Below are 18,283 nucleotides of genomic sequence, written 5' to 3' on the forward strand. Positions count from 1 at the left end.
ATTAAATTTGGTTTTTAGAAAAAAATTGAAATTTGAACATCGCTTTTATTTTTCTTCTTAATAAGCTTCGTTTTTTAGGTAACTCCCCTAAAACCGATTCAATTTCATTAATATTAACACCATTAATTATAAAATTAATTTTTGACTCAGATGCTGCCAAAATATTTTTCATTGCAGATTGATCTGCATCTGACCATACTCGATTAGAACGACATATAAGAATATCTAAATCTGCTTTATTTAGTAATTCTATTGGATAAATATAATCGATCAGTGCTGGTAATTCAATAATTACAAAGTCTGGTGTGAAATTTAACGTAATGTTATTTTGGTCTAAAATGTCTGAGAAATTTTGGGCATTATAAAACCTGCTATCCATGGTATAAGAATAATATTCTGACGGATCAAGATAACTAGATAGATCGGCTAAAAAAGGATTATCATAATCTATACGCGGATCAGTATATCCTAAAATTTTATTTAGAACAGAAAATTTCTTTTGCTTTTTTACTGTTTTTTTTGTTCCATCGTAAGTAAGCAGTACTATTTTTTTACCCTCTTGCTTCAATGTTTTAGCAATATTACCCGCTAATACTGTTTTACCTTCCATTTTTTGGGTACTAAATACAACTATGGTTTTTGTCTTTTTTTCTGAACCATGTGTGCCAAAATACTGTAATACGTTTTGCGTAATTATCTCAATTAGTCTTTTTTGTATGTAGGGTAAATTGATGCTTCCTGGGTTTAAAATTAATTTAGGCATCATACCCAAGGAATTCATGCCTAGTCTTTTACTTGCTCTTTTAGAGTTTTTCAAAGTATCATCAAAATACTCCATTATAAAAATAATTCCCATTGTAAAAAGAACTCCTAAAAAGGCAGCTGCAATAATTAATATAGATCTTTTAGTAGGGTTAGGAGACAAAGGATAAAATGGTGGGTCAATGGCCTTCAAGTTTGAGGTAAGTTCATTGTCTTGCAATTTTAGTTTTGCCAAATTTAATCCATGAAGTATTTCTAAATATCCTTGCTCAGAAACCGAAATTTCTCGCTCAATTCTTTTTATAGTAGCTCCAGCTGGTGCATAGTTTGCATATTTTTCCTGAAATTGTTTGTTTTGTCCATTTATAACTTTAATTTTTGCTTTAATATTTTCTGCTTCAACCACATTATTCATCCACTCAGGCAGTATTTTAGTTAATGGCAAACCGTCTATAGAATTTTGGTAAGAATACAGTTCATCAACATTTCTTTTTATATCATTTGTTAATGCTTCCGATTGTTGATTTAAGTCGGCTATTTTTGCTAAATCTTCTTCACTATTACTAGATTCAAATTTAGCCTTAGTCAAAGCTATTTTAAAATTGATATCGCCTATTTGCTTCTTTTTTTCAAGAATATTAGCTGTTTTTTGTTGAATAACTTCTTGTATTTTTAATTTTTCTTCTAATCTTACAGTGGAAGCCTCAATTCCAGCTAAATCAGCTAATTTTTTATTATAATCAACATCCATATCCTCCTTAACTACCGCAACAGCTTTACTTTGTTCATAGTAATTAATAATATTAGAGGCTTTGTTAAATTCGAGAAGAATATCTTCTGCTGCCGTTAATTTTTGTCTGGCGTTTTCCAGTTGAGCTTCGAAATACTTCACCACTGCGTCTGATCTATTCTCCTTAATGTATTTATAATTACTAATACAAACGCGGTTATAAATAGCTAGTGTTTGCTGACAAATACCGGGATCATTTACCGTATAGCTTAACTTTATTAAATCACTACTTGATATTCTAATAGCAGTTATTTTAGAAATTGCTTTGAGAGAATAATGTTCATCTTCATAATTGAGTAGTTCATAAACAAAATTATTATTACTGCTCTTCATTAAAGCCATTAAATTTTTCACTGTTTTTTCGTAGTCACTCCTATTTATTTCTGGGGGAAACAGCGCTTTATCATCATCATTTGTGCCCACTATCGAAGTACCTTTTTTATTTTCTTTGACAACATACTTGTACAAATCATCGGGTACTTTATTTTTTAATTGGTCATAAAAAGTTTTGGAAATGTATCTAGGATTTGCCTTTGGAAGCATTAAGTGCTGCGCTAATAATCTAATGGCAACTTCTTCTTGAGTTTCTCGTGAGTTTATAATATTAATCAAATTATCAAATGCAGCGTTCGATGCCTGATAATTGAATGTCTTATCCATTTCAATAGAGGAACCAGTGGCTATACCTGTATATAAAATAGTTTGCGAAGAATATTCAAAAGTTGGATTCTTAGTAAGAAATATCACCATTGAAGCCAATACAACTGGAACTAGCAGTAGAAGCAACAAGTGTTTTAAAATTAATCTTACAAAATCAATTATCTTCATCGTTCTAATTTGAATTTGCTAAATTAAATACAAGTCCTGACATATCTTCAAGCAATTGTTTGGCAATAATAAATTCAGATTTTGCCGATTCGTAGTCAGCCTCAAAATTTGAAGTCATACTAGTTATCCTAACATATTCTGCAATAGGTACAACTCCATTTCTAAATTCTTTTTCAACCATTTCCATATTCACTTTTCCATTGCCTAAATTTTTGGACTTTATTAGAAGTAATTTTTGCTTTAAAATTAAGTCTTGATATAGTCTTATAACGGTTTGTCTTATTTCGTCTTCTTGAAATTTTGTCATGTTTTTTGCCTCATCAATTTCTAATCTTGCCAGTTTGAGCTGATTTTTTCTGTTCAACACATCAAATACGGGAAACTTTAAATACACACCCACGCTATAATTATATTGCCTTGAAAGTGTTGAAAAAGCAGTGTTAGAAATCCCATCTTCACTGTTAGAAAAATTGTTTAAGGTACCATACCTGCCATCAACTTGAACGCCTATATTTCTTGTCCAAAAGATGCGCTCAGATTCCAAAGTTGATTCTTTAACACCAATATGATTCTTTCTGAATTTAAGCATTGCATTTCGATTTAATACAGAGTCCATAACAACCTTAAGCGGAGGAAAGCTAAATTCAATATCGCTTAATGACTCCTCATTATATTCTGTTGTTTGTGCCTGAGCACTGTTTAACGAAAATACCGTTAAAGTAAAAATGATAATTATTTTCAATCTTTTTTTCATATAAAATATTTAGGGCGTAAGCCATTTTTTAAACTGAGCCTTTTTGAAGCAAGGCAGGAATCGTTCTTAAAATGAGTTTTATATCATACCAAAATGAATAATTATCGCCTTTAAAAAGATCTGCATATTCATTATCGAGGCGCATTCTTTCTTCTTCAGACATTTGTCCGCCTTTACCTCTTAGCTCTACCTGCCATAAACCTGTAATACCGGGAGGAGCCAGGAACCTTTTTGATATATCATCTGCTGTTAATAACTCAGCTTCATATACAGGCAATGGTCTATTACCCACAATAGACATATCCCCTTTCAATACATTAATTAACTGTGGTAATTCGTCTATACTCGTATTTCTAATGAATTTGCCAACTTTAGTAACGCGGGGATCATCAACAATTTTGACAAAAGTTGAATTATTTTTTGCAGCTTCCCGCTTTTGAACATTAAACCAATAGTCACAAATCACGTGAGTTTCTATATACATCAAAGGCGAACATGATTCTCCTTCAGGCAGTTCACTACATTTAGGGCAAGGAATATCCAGCGGATTGTTTGTTGTTACAGGTTCTTTTTTGTATTGATTTTTTTCCTGAGCTAATTTTTTTAAAAGTTCGTCTGAACCCGTACGCATTGATCTGAGTTTGTAAAAGTCAAATGTCTTGCGCCCTACCCTTTTTGAAATATAATATACTTTCCCTTTTGATTCTAATCGTATAGCAAGTATAATAAGCAGTAAAAATGGCGATGCTAATAAGAGTACCATAGATGCTACAAAAACATCAAAAATGCGTTTTGACAAAGGCATTATGTAATTCCCTTCAGATACTTTTTGTGTTATTTTTACTCTTGAAGGATTTTTATTGACACAAAGAAATTCAATTCTGTTTAAAATATCTTCTGGCGAAGTTACAGAAGTTACATAAAAATCATCAATTTGTTTTTTAAATGCTGACTTGTAAATATCAACATTAAAATCCTTCGATAAAAGGATAAAAGGGATGCTATCAAATTCGTCCTTTTTTCGGATCCAATCAAAAAGATATATTCCATTGTTTCCTGCTAAATTATAATCACAAATAATAGCATCAGGATACTTTTGAGTGTTTAGGTAATTCGTAGCCTTGGCACTATTTTCTAAAGTAATTATTGACCATTTATGTTTTTTTTCTATGTTATCAAAATAGGCAGGAACATTTCCAATGTATAAAATATTAAAATTTGGATTCATATCGATTAGGTCTTTAAATTAAATTTTAATTTCAGGTTGTAATCCTACCACTCAACAGCATAATGAATTGGATACAGGTTTTTTTTAACTAATTCATCTAATTCTTCTGGGTTAAAAGGCTTTGTAAGATAATCCTGAGCACCTAATTTGTAGCATTTTATGCGTTCCTTGCTTTCTGATTTTCCTGAAAGCATAATGCAGGGAGTATGTTTTGTAAATCCACGCTGGCGAAGTTTTGTTAAAAATTCATAGCCATCCATGTTTGACATTTGAATATCGCTAATAATTAAATCCGGGATGCTGCTGTCTAACCATATAAGAGCATCCAGTCCATTATTAATTGTAACTACCTCATAATTCTTGGAAAGGAAGTTATCCAACAAAAGACAAATACTTACCTCATCATCTACTACTAAAATTTTCTTTTTCATATTTTTTAGTTTTAAGTATTCTTAAATTATTTCACCTCTTTTTTTATGACTCAAACAATTGATTTAAAAAACTCTATAGTTTTTATCAATCCCTCGTCCAAATTTATCTTGGGTGACCAGTCGAGTTCTTTTTTTGCTAAAGAAATATCAGGCTGTCTCTGCATAGGATCATCTGAAGGCAAAGGCTTGTAAATAATTTTTGATTTAGAATCTGTTAGTTGTATTATTTTTTCAGCTAATTCAAGAATTGTAAATTCATTAGGGTTTCCAACATTTACGGGACCTATGAAACTATCTTTAGAATTCATTAGCCTTATCATACCTTCTACTAAGTCATCAACATATTGAAAACTTCTGGTTTGATTGCCCTGCCCATACACTGTTATATCTTGATTTTGCAAAGCCTGAACAATGAAATTCGAAACTACACGTCCATCATTTGGATGCATTCTCGGACCGTATGTATTGAATATCCTAATGATTTTAATTTTGACATTATTCTGCTTATGATAGTTTAAAAACAAGGTTTCTGCAGAACGCTTTCCTTCATCATAACAGGCTCGTTCTCCTATAGGATTTACATGTCCCCAATAGGATTCCGGCTGTGGGTGAACTAATGGGTCACCGTACACTTCGCTGGTAGATGCTTGTAGTATTTTAGCATTAACACGCTTGGCAAGCCCAAGCATATTAATAGCGCCCATTACCGATGTTTTCATTGTTTTAATAGCATTATACTGATAATGTATCGGGGAGGCCGGACAGGCTAAATTGTAAATTTCATCTGTTTCTATAAAGAAGGGAGACGTAACATCATGACGGATTAATTCAAAATAAGGATTATCTAATAAGTGTACTACGTTTTGTTTTTGTCCAGTAAAAAAATTATCTAAACAATACACTTCGTTACCCTCGTTTAATAAACGATCGCATAAATGAGATCCGACAAAACCAGCACCACCAGTTATAAGAATTTTTTTTCGAGACATACCTTAGGATTTTAATTTTAGAGCATGTTTAGCTGTATCTATACCAATACAGAAATAATCGAAACCACTTTCTCTCATCTCATCTGCATCATATATATTACGGCCATCAAAAATCACAGGCGTATTCAGTAGTTTGTAAACAATTTTAAGATTAGGAAACTTAAATTCTGGCCATTCAGTAAGTATGGCTAAACAATCCGCATCAATTAATGTTTCGTATTGATCTTCGCAATAAGAAATAGTGCCCCCAAAGTGATGTTTAGCTTCATTAATTGCAATTGGATCGTATGCTTTTACTATTGCACCTGCTTCCAAAAGATTTTTCACTATGCTCAATGAAGGTGCCTCACGCATATCATCAGTTTGTGGTTTAAAAGAAAGTCCCCATAATGCAATAATTTTACCTTCAATATCTCCTTTAAAATAATTCATTATTTTATTAAAAAGTACTAGTTTTTGGTCTTTATTAACCTCTTCAACAGCTTTAAGTACCCGTAAGTCATAATTGTATTCACTAGCTGTTTTTATCAATGCCTGAACATCTTTTGGAAAACAAGAACCTCCATATCCAATTCCTGCGTATAAAAATTTTTGCCCTATGCGCGAATCTGATCCAATACCCTTTCTTACTTTATTTATGTCTGCACCAACAATTTCGCAAAGGTTTGCTATTTCATTAATAAAACTGATTTTTGTAGCGAGCATTGAATTTGCGGCATATTTTGTCATTTCGGCAGAAACAATGTCCATAAAAATTACTGGATGACCGTTAAGTGTAAATGGCTTGTATAAACTTTTTAATAAATCCTCAGCCCTTTCACTTTCTATTCCAACAACAATTCTATCAGGTTTTAAAAAATCGTCAATCGCTGCTCCTTCTTTTAAAAACTCTGGATTTGATGCAACATCAAACTCTATATTAACATTCCTTTTATCTAACTCTTCTTGTAATGCCTGCTTTACTTTTGCAGAAGTGCCTACAGGTACGGTACTTTTTGTAACCACTAATAAGTAATCCTTAATATTTTTACCACAATCTCTGGCAACAGCAAGAACATATTTTAAATCTGCACTACCATCCTCATCTGGAGGTGTACCCACAGAAATAAATAAAACTTCTGCGTCTTGCAAAGCTTCTGCTATATTAGTTGTAAAACCCAGTCTCCCCTTTTTCATGTTCCTGATAATCATATCTTCTAAGCCTGGTTCATAAATAGGTATAATACCTTTATTAAGGTTGTCTATTTTGTTATGGTCTATGTCAACACAGGTAACATCAATACCTACCTCAGAAAAACAAGCTCCAGTTACAAGGCCGACATAGCCACTTCCAACAATTACAATTTTCATAATATTTAATTTTATAGTTTATTTAAATGTTCAAAACCACTATTTGTATTCGAATTGTATTAAGAAAAATGAAACTTCCGCTTTCTATTGAGATAAATTCATTAGGATAAAATTTCAACCTTTCTTAACTCAAATATAATAAAAAAAATATTACATTTTTTTATTTAATCTCTCAATAACAACTATGTAGAGATTTATTTAGAATCATTATTTCCCAAGGCAAATGGATTGTAAAAAAACATCATATTTATTTCATTAATAAAAATTTTAACAAGTTATATAGTTAGCTTCCATTCCGGAAGTACTGATTTTATTGTTCGAATCATGTAAAGATTATTACAAAAGTGCTTACTTAAACTGTTATATCATTCCTCACTAATTTTAAGTAATAAAAAAAATAAATAATTGACTTACAATAGATTAATTCTAAAAAAGCAAATTATATAACTCGTAAATTTTAATTAGTAAAAAATTGTAAGCTATATTTCATTTTGTTAAGCTATTCATCAATTTTCTTAACTATCCATATTATTAATCAAGTAGTTTTATTGTAACCTAAGCAGCTTAATTAAATTCTAAATAATATAACTGCATAAAAAACTTTTGAAAGCATCACTCTTTCTTAATAAATACCTTGTAAAAGAATTGGAATACAAATCTTTTTCTGTTGAAACCACTTCAAGATCAAGACTTAACCTTAAAACAGAAATAACTTCATAGACTTGAAAATGAATTAAAAAGAAAGGAAACAAGAAAAATCACATTTTTAAAACATCTTTTCTGTGATGAACCAATGATGTATCTTTTTCTAAAAAAATAACAGAAAAGACTTTCGATCCGAAAAATAAACTTTGTAAAAATTAATAGACCAGGTACTTTAATAACCTTCTATTTAATTTAATTTAATTTAATTTATGCTTTAGATTTTATCAAAAAAATGGGTCATGGTGTTTAATATCTCATTAAAATTATCATGTAACATAGCATTTCCTTCGCTTAAGTTTATCTCATGCTCTGATGCCAATTCATAACTTTTCACGAGTCCTAACAGACTAATTTTATGTTTAATTTTATGAACATTATTTGCCGCTAAATCAAAATTAGTTTTGACAATATTATTTAGATATGTCTCCCTCTCGCCTGGAAACTCCATTTTTAAAACTTTAAATATCTTTTCTTCAAAAACTTTATCGCCTCCAGAAAGCTGCGAAATATAAGTGAAATTCGGTTGTTCCATACTTGATATTTTTGTTGAAAAATAAATAAATGTTATACATAATTATCACCTACTTTCAAATGAAAGGGAGTACTATAGACAAACTCAAAAAGACATATTAAAAGCGAAAATTAATTTTATTATTGCTATTTTTCGATCATTCCTTTTTTGACCTGTTATTCTTTTGAATCTAATCAAAATTATCTGAACATATGGTTCGTAAACAAGTTTGCAAGAACACTCCAGAAACTCATTAATTACTTAAGGAATTTGTTTTGCTACTACAATAAAGGAAGTATTCCATCAGATGCAAACCTTAGGATTATGTATCTAATCCCTGCTATTTGTTATAAATATTGGAACTATTTCTATATCCAGATTCGTTTTTATACCAGTTTTTATAGTCTACGCCATTGCTTAAAACCCAATTTATAAATTTTAAGTGAGATACATCGATTTTTGCTTTTTCAATTGGATATTCAAAACGATTTGGAAAATCAATAGCCCAAGGTAAGTTATCTTTTGTTTTGTAATATTTTCCTATTCCTGACTGAGAGTTATCAAAAGAAGTTCCAAAGTAGGATCGGTCTGCTAAATCAGTTGGTGCGTAATTTGCCAAATGCACTTCTTTACCTCTTTCTTTATTTACTATGATGAATGGGTTGTAAGGAGCCATTCCGAAGGTACTAGCATCAATAGGATTAACCAAATCTATGGTAACTTCAATAGGCTCTGAGGCAACAAATGGCTGACTGGAGTTAGTGTTACCAGAACCGTGTTTCCATGCATTATCGAAAACAATTATGGTAGCATTTTTTTGACCGGCTTCTGTTCCATTACCGTTTGTTTTTATGTATCCTTCTGTATATTTTGTTCCAGTTACGGATGCAACTTGTGATGGAGTTACTCCAGAAATTGAGAAACCAAAACCATTTTGAAAACTTGCTCCAATAGCTCTTACTGTAAATTTTCCTTTCAAACTAACTACCTTATTTTGGGCATTTGTAATTCTATTAAAATTATAATCAATCACTAAATCATTAAAATCATAATCCCCTTTTGATGGCCATAAATCTTCAAAAGCAAGTGTTCCAAATATGCTGCTGCTTGGGTAAAAGTTATTAAACGCTAATTTCGGATCATTTGGATAATCATCTGAACTATCTATTATACCGTCTTTATCGGTATCTATTCGTTCAGCATTTAATTTTTGAACGTCCGTTATTTCAACGTTTTTAATTGGATTTGCACTGGCATAGAAAACAGCGTCATTGAAGTCATTGTCTCCGCCTGGGCGAATTAAATCTTCAAATCCAAGTAAGAACAGACTTCTTTTTTCATCATAAAGCATGACAGTATGTTGACGATGTTTGATATCTGTCTCTGGATTTAACTCTAAATTAGAGTACAACAAACCCAAACCTTCTGTTGATAGTCTCGTTGTATCATTCCAACCATTTCGCATCAACATCCAGCCTATTACTGTATTTTTTTCGAAAACACCCAAAGAAACTTTATCCCCAGAATACAATCCACCTCCTGAACCAGCAAATGAGGCATTTGGAAAAATCACAAAACATTCTTTAATATCTGCCGCGGTTTTAGGTGGAAAATCTCTGTCATAAGTATAGTATGCCAATACATTTTTATATCCAGCACCTTCGGATACAAAGGTAATCCAAACTTCAGCTTTGTCTAAAATTACTAAATTATGCTGGCTATTCCCTAAAAGATATTCTGGATGATATGTGGGAACTGGCATATTTTCAGGCAAAGCATTGTTTACGTCAGTCAAAAAATCTTTATTTATTACATCAGGTTTAGCCACCAAATAATTTGGCACTCCATTAGTGTTATAAGTGCCTATGTAGTTAATTTTCACATTAGCATTCGTTTTACTGTAAAGTCCTGTTTCTTGTTTTGAATAATAGGTTTTACTGCTGGTTTTTTGTTTTTTTTGGGTATTCCTTGTGCCCCCAAAAGTAAAATTAACCACGCCATTTTCTATTGGCACTTTTGTTTCTGGAACAAAACCGATAAAGTCAGTTTTTAAAACAACATCTGCCATATCTGCTTCGAAAGTATAATCTACCACAAATTCCCCTTGTAAATTGGTTACACCATTGATAATTTCTTTACCATTTTCTTCCTCAAAATTAGTCCAAACACAAACTTTAACATTTGGAACAGCATTTCCTTCATTATCCTTTGTTCGAATGGTTACTTTGGCCTCTTTAGTGTTTTTCCAGTCAAATGTTGGAGAAGCTTTTAAATTATCAATTGCAACTTCACCTGGATCTGTGGGAGGTTCAGCGGGATCTTTACTGCATGAACTTAGCAAAAAAACAGCTATTATTAATAATTTCATTATTAATGAATAATTATTCTTTCTTGCATTTTTAATTAAGAGGCTGAAATTTTTCATGATTTTTACTTTTTAAGAATAAAATATAATACGAATAAAGTATTGAAAAATATGACTGTTATTAATTGTGAAGTTTTACTATTGGAAAGTAGTATTTAAAGTATTACTTTTTAAAATAAAAAAAACTTTAAACAACTATGAAATCACTAAATTCACCAATCAAATATTAAAATTACAACTTAAATAGCAAAAAAAGAGCACGTATAAATACCTGATTTATAAATATTATACAGTAAAACCCTAAAAACCATTTTTTATATCTCGATTAAAATATTGGTTCTGTTTTTAGTAACCTAATTGTAGCCAAAAACAATTTGCCTTTAATTTTGGCTAAATCTGAGCTTTAAATTCTATACAATTCCCACTAATAGTAAATTACGAACATCTCCACCAACATCTTTAAAGAAAAGTCTTCTTTAATTAGAATATAAATTTTGGTTCAACCTTCATCTTGTCCTAAGAAATCTCTTGTGCTAATTTTACCATTAGATATCCAGGATTGATAAGTTCTGTGAGTCTGATTTCAAATAAATTTTGTTGAAAATCGAATTTAATTTTGCCTAAAACATTATCCCTTTTTCATACTGAAATGTATCTTTTTTGGCAAATTAACTTATCCTTTTTAACTCTTTTTATTCACAAAACATTAAAGTTGCAACTAATTTCATAAATGCCGTTTAACATTTTTATTAGTTCTTGTTTTCACATTCAAAATATTACAAATGGTTAAGTTTGGGCTGGTTCATTAATATTAAGTGTAAAAAAAAATGTAGCTCCATCACCTAAAACACTTTCTACCCAAATTTCTCCATTATAATACTGGATGATTTTTTTTACTATAGAAAGTCCTATTCCTGATGAATTACCTGAACTATCCAGCTTTGTAAAGATGTTGAAAATTTTATCGACATAAGCTTTATCTATTCCTATCCCGTTATCTTTTACGTAAAACTCGGGTAAGTTATCTTTATTTATGTTGTATCCGATTTCTATAATTCCAGTCTCTTTATCGTTATATTTAATGCTATTATTAATTAAATTTTCAAAAAGCTGTTTAAATCTATAGTAATTACCATATATTTTAGGGAGTTCATTATGTAGTTTTATTTCATAATTAACAGGCAGTAAAGTTGTTCTAATAATTTCATCTAAAAGTACATTAAAGTCAACAATTCTATTTTCGGATTGCAGTTTATCAATTGATGAGTAGTCTAAAATCCCTTTTATTAGCAGATCCATTTTTTCGACACTAAGCAAAATAAGATTTAATGAATCTAAATTATCACTGCTAAGTTTGTCTTTGTTATCAGTAATAAACCATTCAATAAGTGTGTTTATACTTCTTAAAGGAGCTTTTAAGTCATGAGACACTGCATGTGCATAATCATTTAGTTCCTGATTTTGTAATTCAAGGTTTCTGAGGAGTTTTTCACGTTGTTCGTTAATTTTAATTATTTCCTCAGATTGTAGCTTTATATATTCGGTTGCACTAACCTTTTCAGACGAATAATTATTTACATCAAGATTCATTGAACTCAATATAAATTCAAGATTATTATTGACTTCTTTCAGATTACGCGCTTCTTCCCTTAATTTTTCATTGGCTTCAAACAACTCGTCTGAACTAAATTTCATCGCTCTTTGAAGCAATGCAATTTGCTCATCAAAATTTATATATGAGTTGTTTACTGCATTTAAGAAGCTCTCAAATCCATCAGGAATAGCACCTCCCAGGTGTTTTGCTATTTGTCTTTTTAATAAGGAGTTTAGGTTCATTATTCGCTAAGAAGTGTTAAAGTCATTGTCTGATTATGTAATTGACATCTCGTACTTGCAAAAAACGGTGCCATTTCTCCATAAGAATAAAAACCTGTTAAAACTGTTTCACTATCTAAAATTGATTTTACTTCTTCAATTTCTTCTTCAACACGTTGATCCATAACAAGTTTTCGCCCAACACAACTTATAAGTATTGCCAGACTTGGTTTTATTGTCCTGTCTTTCATAGCATACTGAGCTGCCAGGCTGGCTCCTTCAGCGATGCTATCTATCGACGCCATCATGAGCTGTACCTTTGAGTTTAGGGGTACATCTCCCGCAAGGATCATGGATTGATTGTCATTGTCAATATTAAGTATTGTCCTTACCAGAGCATCTTCTTTTCCGGGAGGTGTAACATTTAGCGGGTATAAAAGAGAGGCTTGCGGAAGTTCACTGGCCTTTTCTCCTAAATATTTTTTATATAGTTCTAATGCCGGCTGCCCATCTATCTCGTACAAAATATTTCCCTCAGAACGTGTAATTATTCTTTCGGGACCAAATGGCTGCCATCCCCCATAACTGGCAAAACTAATTTCTAATGTTTCTCCATAAAAACCAATTAATACAACTTCTCCTTCTCTTGGATTTTCATTATAAGACGCAAGGGTTTTTTCAAATTTTGCATCATCACCGCACATACCTCCTGTTATTGATAAGTTTGAATCGATAGCATCTTCCAGTCCATTTATTAATGAACTTCCGTTAATGAAACTTCCTTCAGACAGCACAAAAAGATGTTTTAAGTTCTCTTTCGGCATACTTGAGTACAAACTTTTCCCCAGAGCAACACCATCTTTATTATAGTCTAGAATATTACCGGTTTTAATTATGAAACTACTTCTTTCAAATTCTATTGCTGTTACTGTGGCAGAATCATCAAGGACATTTATATCAGCAATTTCACCAGCTGTAGAGCCGTAAACTATATGTTCATAAGGGAATTCTCTTTTAATATCCTTTAAAAAAAGTTCGTCTTCAAGCAGCAATCGGCTTGCAAATACCAGCACTAATGGATTCTTTAGAGTGATTTTATCGGTAAGATAATTCCATGTAAGGTTATCTTTTTTAAAAGCTTGTATTATTTTCATAATTTTATTTGTTTAGCTGTATATAAAATGTAGTACCATAACCTAAATCACTTTCTATCCAAATTTTACCTTTGTAATAATTAACTATTTTTTTTACTATTGATAAGCCCAGACCTGTAGATTTTTCGCTATTTGTGAGTGATTGAAATGTTTTAAAAATCTTTTCAAAATGTTCCTCAGCAATACCTGGACCATTATCTTTTACCGAAAAAATATAATGTAATTCATGCTCTTCTGCATTTATCTGAATTATACCCTCAGGTTTGTCATTATAAATAACTGCATTTCCTATTAAATTTTGAAAAAGTTGATGTATTCTGAACTTGTCAGCATTAATGACAGGCATTCGCTCCGATATTTGTACTACTATGTTGCTAGGAATATCAATTGTGTTTACAATATTTTCTACAACTTCTAAAGTATTAACAGGTTGAAAAATTTCAGTATTTTCATTATTTATTTTAGAGTATGTTAGTATTCCTTGTATGAGCCGGTCCATCTTTTCGATTTTACCTTCTATCAAATTCAGGTATTGCATCGATTGTTCTCCTAATTTAGCTTTATTGTCTTCTTTTATCCAATAAATTAAAGAGTTAATACTTCTTAATGGTGATTTAAGATCGTGAGATACAATTTGAGCATATTCTTCAAGATCATTATTACTTTTCTCCAAACTAGCTAAAAGCTGTTCCTTTTGCTCTTCAAATATTTTGCGTTCTGTGATATCTTCTTCAATGGCAAAAAAACGTGAGATTTCTCCCCATTTATTATACAATGCCTGACCTTGGATTTTTACCCAATATTTTTTTCCTGTTTTTGAATAATTAATAATTTCACAGCTAAATGGCTCTCCCTTTTTTATTTGCTGGCTTAGATAGGTAACTGCTTCTGGGTTACTTTCTACACCTTGTAGCAATTTACCTGGTTTCAAACCTATAAGTTCTTCCGCATCATATCCAGACATCATTGTAAAACTTGAATTAACCCATTCTATTTTTCCTTCTTTGTCGCTAATTATAACTGCATTGATATTTTTTTCTGCAATTAGTGATAATAAAATTAATTGCTCCTCTTTCTTTTTCTCATCAGTGATATCTTCAATTACAGCAAAATACTGCAATAGTTCACCGTTTTTATTATAAATAGGCTGTCCTTTTGTTCGAGTCCAAAAATAAGATCCATCTTTACGACCATGGGTAATTTCTACATCAAATGATTCGCCAGTCAAAAAAAGATTAACCATTTTTTTTATAGCCTCTTTATCTGTATTAAAAGTTTTGCCTACCTCAATGGGCGATTTTCCAAGAATATCTTCCTTTGTAAACCCTGTTATTTTATGATACGCATCATTGCACCAAAATATTTTTGCATCAGAATCAGTAAAAACTATAGCATTTTTGTTAGCACTGGCAACTAATGAAATCCGGTTTAATTCTTCACGATCCTTATTAAGTTCTTCTCTTTGACGATTATTAACTTCAAGTAATTCATTGAGTTCATTATTCTTTACTTCCTGATTTTTTAATATTTGCAATAAATCAAGCTGTGGGTCATAATTAGCGAAGTCAGATATTGTAAGGTTATTTTTTTTTACCTCTTCAACAGATGTTAACCATGGCGAACCAATAAAAAGAAAATGATTATGTACAGAAACAAACTGTCCTCTAATCACTAAATCATTTTCTATACACTCTAGAATTACTAATTGATTTAAGTTTTCTGATATTGTTTCTGCATCTATTTTTTCCATGAAAGGTCTTTTTGATGCGAAATAATCTGTGAATTTGATTTGTTCTTTTATTGAAGGAAGAACTTTTTTTAAGCTTTTTCCATAAGACGAAATAAGCATTTGCTGATCAAACAAAATGTAGAAAGGAAAGACTTCATTAAATCTCTCGGTAGTAAAATTAATTGAATCCATACATATTACCAGCTTATTTTAAACACATCCTCAAATTTGTTTAACTGTCTGGATACAATATGCTCAATTTCTACATTGCTTTCAAATGCTCTTATTAAACCGTTAAGATACCCTTTTATATATTCTTTCATCCCGGACGTATTTGTGTAATAATGTAACATTAAAATAGTATCATTTACAACAGTTACTTTAAATTCAGGTGGAGTTAGTTTTGGGTATATCAACAACATCCGGTTATGAAAGCTAGGTAAATTTAGTAAATAATCTTTAAAATCATTGTCTCTAAACTGCATAATTAACAGATATTTCTCACGAGTTATCTTTACAACGTACTCTCCTAATTGAAAAAGGATTTTATCGATAGCTAAATTGGTGCTTTTTGATAATTGTTTTGCTATTTCAAAAGTAATAGCATCATTATAAGGCTGATCTATGGTTTTAGTATTCATAGAGACTAAACTTTTAGAAATAGTAATATTCCATGTTTCTACATCGAAAGTATCTATCACGTATTGCTCAAAAGCCTTATAAATTATTCCGTACATGACGCTATTTTATTGAGATATTAACTCGTTTATACTCCAGTATTCAATCATTTTTTTTATTTTATCTACATATTCCTCGTATTTTAATGGTTTAAGCATATATCCAGCTATACCTATTCTGTAAAACTCTAAAACATCTTTATGGTTGTTAGAAGTGGTTAATACTATAGCAGGTATGTATTTTAAAACATCATCAGCTTTAAGAATGCCTAAAAATTCTATTCCATTTATTTTGGGCATGTTAAGATCCAATACAATTATATCAGGAATAATTACCTTATCTTTAAGTATCGTAAGTGCTTCTTCGCCGTTATTTGCTTCTATTATTTTATGAACTTGCTCAAAGTTTGCTAAAACTCTATTAAATTTCATAATCTCAATAGCATCGTCTTCTATTAATAATATATTTAATGGCTTTGACATGTAGTTTTTGTATAAAATTAGTATTCAAATTTAATTATAGCTTTATATTACTTTGTATATATTTCGGTAAATTGTACAAAACTGTAGTCGAATGGTATGAATTTATCGTTAAATAGAAATAAAAAAATGTTTTTTATTTCTATATATAAGATTATACTTTCAAAAAAAATAATACTAAATACTGCTTAAAAAGAAATGACATGACTGCATTGATACCAAGCTACACAAGTATTCCAAGATTATTTTATCCGTTTACCAAATCTTCCACTTTTAATCCATTTTAATAGAAATAGTTAACCTGCAAAACAAACACTAGATTGTACTTACTAACGATTTAAAAAGTTCGTTGATCTACAGTAAACTGTTAGTCGTCTAATAGTTAAAATGAAAAACAAAAAAGTAACCTAGATTTGTGATCTAATAATTGTATTGCCCCCAACGATAAAATTATCATCCAAAAACAATTTTAATCTAATTTAAAAGCTCCTCACCACAAGGAGCTTTTTTATTGTTTTTACAAAATGAAACCTCATACTCGATTTTAACAGAAATTAGATCACTTGAAAACTAAACCAATACGCTATTATGCTTGTTAACGATTTTCAAAAGCCATTGGTCTACAGCAAAAAGCTAATCATCTAATAATTAAAGAAAAGCCTGAAAAGTAATCGACATTTGTAATGTAATAATTACATTGCCCCCCAACGATAAAATTATCATCCAAAAACAATTTTAATCTAATTTAAAAGCTCCTTGCCACAAGGAGCTTTTTTATTGTTTTTACAAAATGAAACCTCATACTCGATTTTAACAGAAATTAGATCACTTGTAAAATAAACAAATACGCTATTATGCTTTTTAACGATTTTCAAACGCAATTGGTCTACAGCAAAAAGCTAATCATCTAATAGTTAAAGAAAAGCCTAAAAAGTAATCGACATTTGTAATGTAATAATTACATTGCCCCCCAACGATAAAATTATCATCCAAAAACAATTTTAATCTAATTTAAAAGCTCCTCCCACAAGGAGCTTTTTTATTGTTTTTACAAAATGAAACCTCATACTCGATTTTAACAGAAATTAGATCACTTGTAAAATAAACAAATACGCTATTATGCTTTTTAACGATTTTCAAAAGCAATTGGTCTACAGCAAAAAGCTAATCATCTAATAGTTAAAGAAAAGCCTAAAAAGTAATCGACATTTGTAATGTAATAATTACATTGTCCCCCAACGATAAAATTATTATCCAAAACAATTTTAGTTAATTTAAAAGCTCCTCGCCCCAGGGAGCTTTTTTATTGTTTTTACAAAATGAAACCTCATACTCGATTTTAACAAAAACTAGATCACTTGTAAAATAAACCAATACGCTATTATGCTTGTTAACGATTTTCAAAAGCCATTGGTCTACAGCAAAAAGCTAATCATCTAATAGTTAAAGAAAAGCCTGAAAAGTAATCGACATTTGTAATGTAATAATTACATTGCCCCCCAACGATAAAATTATCATCCAAAAACAATTTTAATCTAATTTAAAAGCTCCTCGCCACAAGGAGCTTTTTTATTGTTTTTACAAAATGAAATCTCATACTCGATTTTAACAAAAACTAGATCACTTGTAAAATAAACAAATACGCTATTATGCTTTTTAACGATTTTCAAACGCAATTGGTCTACAGCAAAAAGCTAATCATCTAATAGTTAAAG

Annotated in this window: 13 protein-coding genes; all 13 read right to left on the minus strand. The window is 30.5% G+C overall.

What is annotated here, in order from left to right; all coding sequences use genetic code 11:
• Position 1: 1 nt before the first annotated feature.
• Positions 2–2,380 (minus strand): exopolysaccharide transport family protein, encoded by a 2,379-nt coding sequence (locus tag FLACHUCJ7_RS18560; RefSeq protein WP_180909978.1) that lies wholly within the window; start codon positions 2,378–2,380, stop codon positions 2–4.
• Between the two features lie 4 nt (positions 2,381–2,384).
• Complete coding sequence (locus FLACHUCJ7_RS18565; RefSeq protein ID WP_180909979.1) at positions 2,385–3,134, minus strand: TolC family protein; 750 nt, start codon at positions 3,132–3,134, stop codon at positions 2,385–2,387.
• Positions 3,135–3,162: 28 nt separating this feature from the next.
• Entirely contained in the window at positions 3,163–4,362 is a 1,200-nt protein-coding gene (locus tag FLACHUCJ7_RS25600; protein ID WP_180909980.1) for a sugar transferase, read from the minus strand.
• Between the two features lie 44 nt (positions 4,363–4,406).
• Positions 4,407–4,793, minus strand: coding sequence for a response regulator (locus tag FLACHUCJ7_RS18575; RefSeq protein ID WP_180909981.1), 387 nt, complete (start codon positions 4,791–4,793; stop codon positions 4,407–4,409).
• A gap of 50 nt (positions 4,794–4,843) precedes the next feature.
• Positions 4,844–5,782: a UDP-glucuronic acid decarboxylase family protein gene (locus tag FLACHUCJ7_RS18580; RefSeq protein ID WP_180909982.1), complete on the minus strand. Its 939-nt coding sequence runs from the start codon at positions 5,780–5,782 to the stop codon at positions 4,844–4,846.
• 3 nt (positions 5,783–5,785) lie between these two features.
• The gene (locus FLACHUCJ7_RS18585; protein WP_180909983.1) at positions 5,786–7,132 is read right to left on the minus strand and encodes a UDP-glucose dehydrogenase family protein; all 1,347 of its coding nucleotides are present in this window, start codon (positions 7,130–7,132) and stop codon (positions 5,786–5,788) included.
• A 919-nt stretch (positions 7,133–8,051) separates the two neighbouring features.
• Positions 8,052–8,369 carry an Hpt domain-containing protein gene (locus FLACHUCJ7_RS18590; RefSeq protein WP_180909984.1) on the minus strand — a complete coding sequence of 106 codons (318 nt, stop codon included), beginning with the start codon at positions 8,367–8,369 and terminating at the stop codon, positions 8,052–8,054.
• A 319-nt stretch (positions 8,370–8,688) separates the two neighbouring features.
• Positions 8,689–10,773 carry an LruC domain-containing protein gene (locus tag FLACHUCJ7_RS18595; protein ID WP_180909985.1) on the minus strand — a complete coding sequence of 695 codons (2,085 nt, stop codon included), beginning with the start codon at positions 10,771–10,773 and terminating at the stop codon, positions 8,689–8,691.
• Between the two features lie 726 nt (positions 10,774–11,499).
• Positions 11,500–12,549: a sensor histidine kinase gene (locus FLACHUCJ7_RS18600; RefSeq protein ID WP_180909986.1), complete on the minus strand. Its 1,050-nt coding sequence runs from the start codon at positions 12,547–12,549 to the stop codon at positions 11,500–11,502.
• On the minus strand, positions 12,549–13,682 hold the full coding sequence (locus tag FLACHUCJ7_RS18605) for an FIST signal transduction protein (RefSeq protein WP_180909987.1): 1,134 nt from the start codon (positions 13,680–13,682) through the stop codon (positions 12,549–12,551). Before FLACHUCJ7_RS18605 ends, FLACHUCJ7_RS18600 begins: the two co-directional genes overlap by 1 nt.
• 4 nt (positions 13,683–13,686) lie before the next feature.
• On the minus strand, positions 13,687–15,603 hold the full coding sequence (locus FLACHUCJ7_RS18610) for a PAS domain S-box protein (RefSeq protein ID WP_180909988.1): 1,917 nt from the start codon (positions 15,601–15,603) through the stop codon (positions 13,687–13,689).
• A 5-nt stretch (positions 15,604–15,608) separates the two neighbouring features.
• Complete coding sequence (locus FLACHUCJ7_RS18615) at positions 15,609–16,148, minus strand: heme NO-binding domain-containing protein (RefSeq protein WP_180909989.1); 540 nt, start codon at positions 16,146–16,148, stop codon at positions 15,609–15,611.
• A 9-nt stretch (positions 16,149–16,157) separates the two neighbouring features.
• A complete protein-coding gene (locus tag FLACHUCJ7_RS18620) occupies positions 16,158–16,571 on the minus strand; it encodes a response regulator (protein WP_031453294.1) in 414 nt (137 codons plus the stop codon).
• Positions 16,572–18,283 lie beyond the last annotated feature (1,712 nt).

This window comes from Flavobacterium salmonis (genome assembly GCF_903819435.1).
In the GTDB taxonomy this organism is placed as follows: domain Bacteria; phylum Bacteroidota; class Bacteroidia; order Flavobacteriales; family Flavobacteriaceae; genus Flavobacterium; species Flavobacterium chungangense.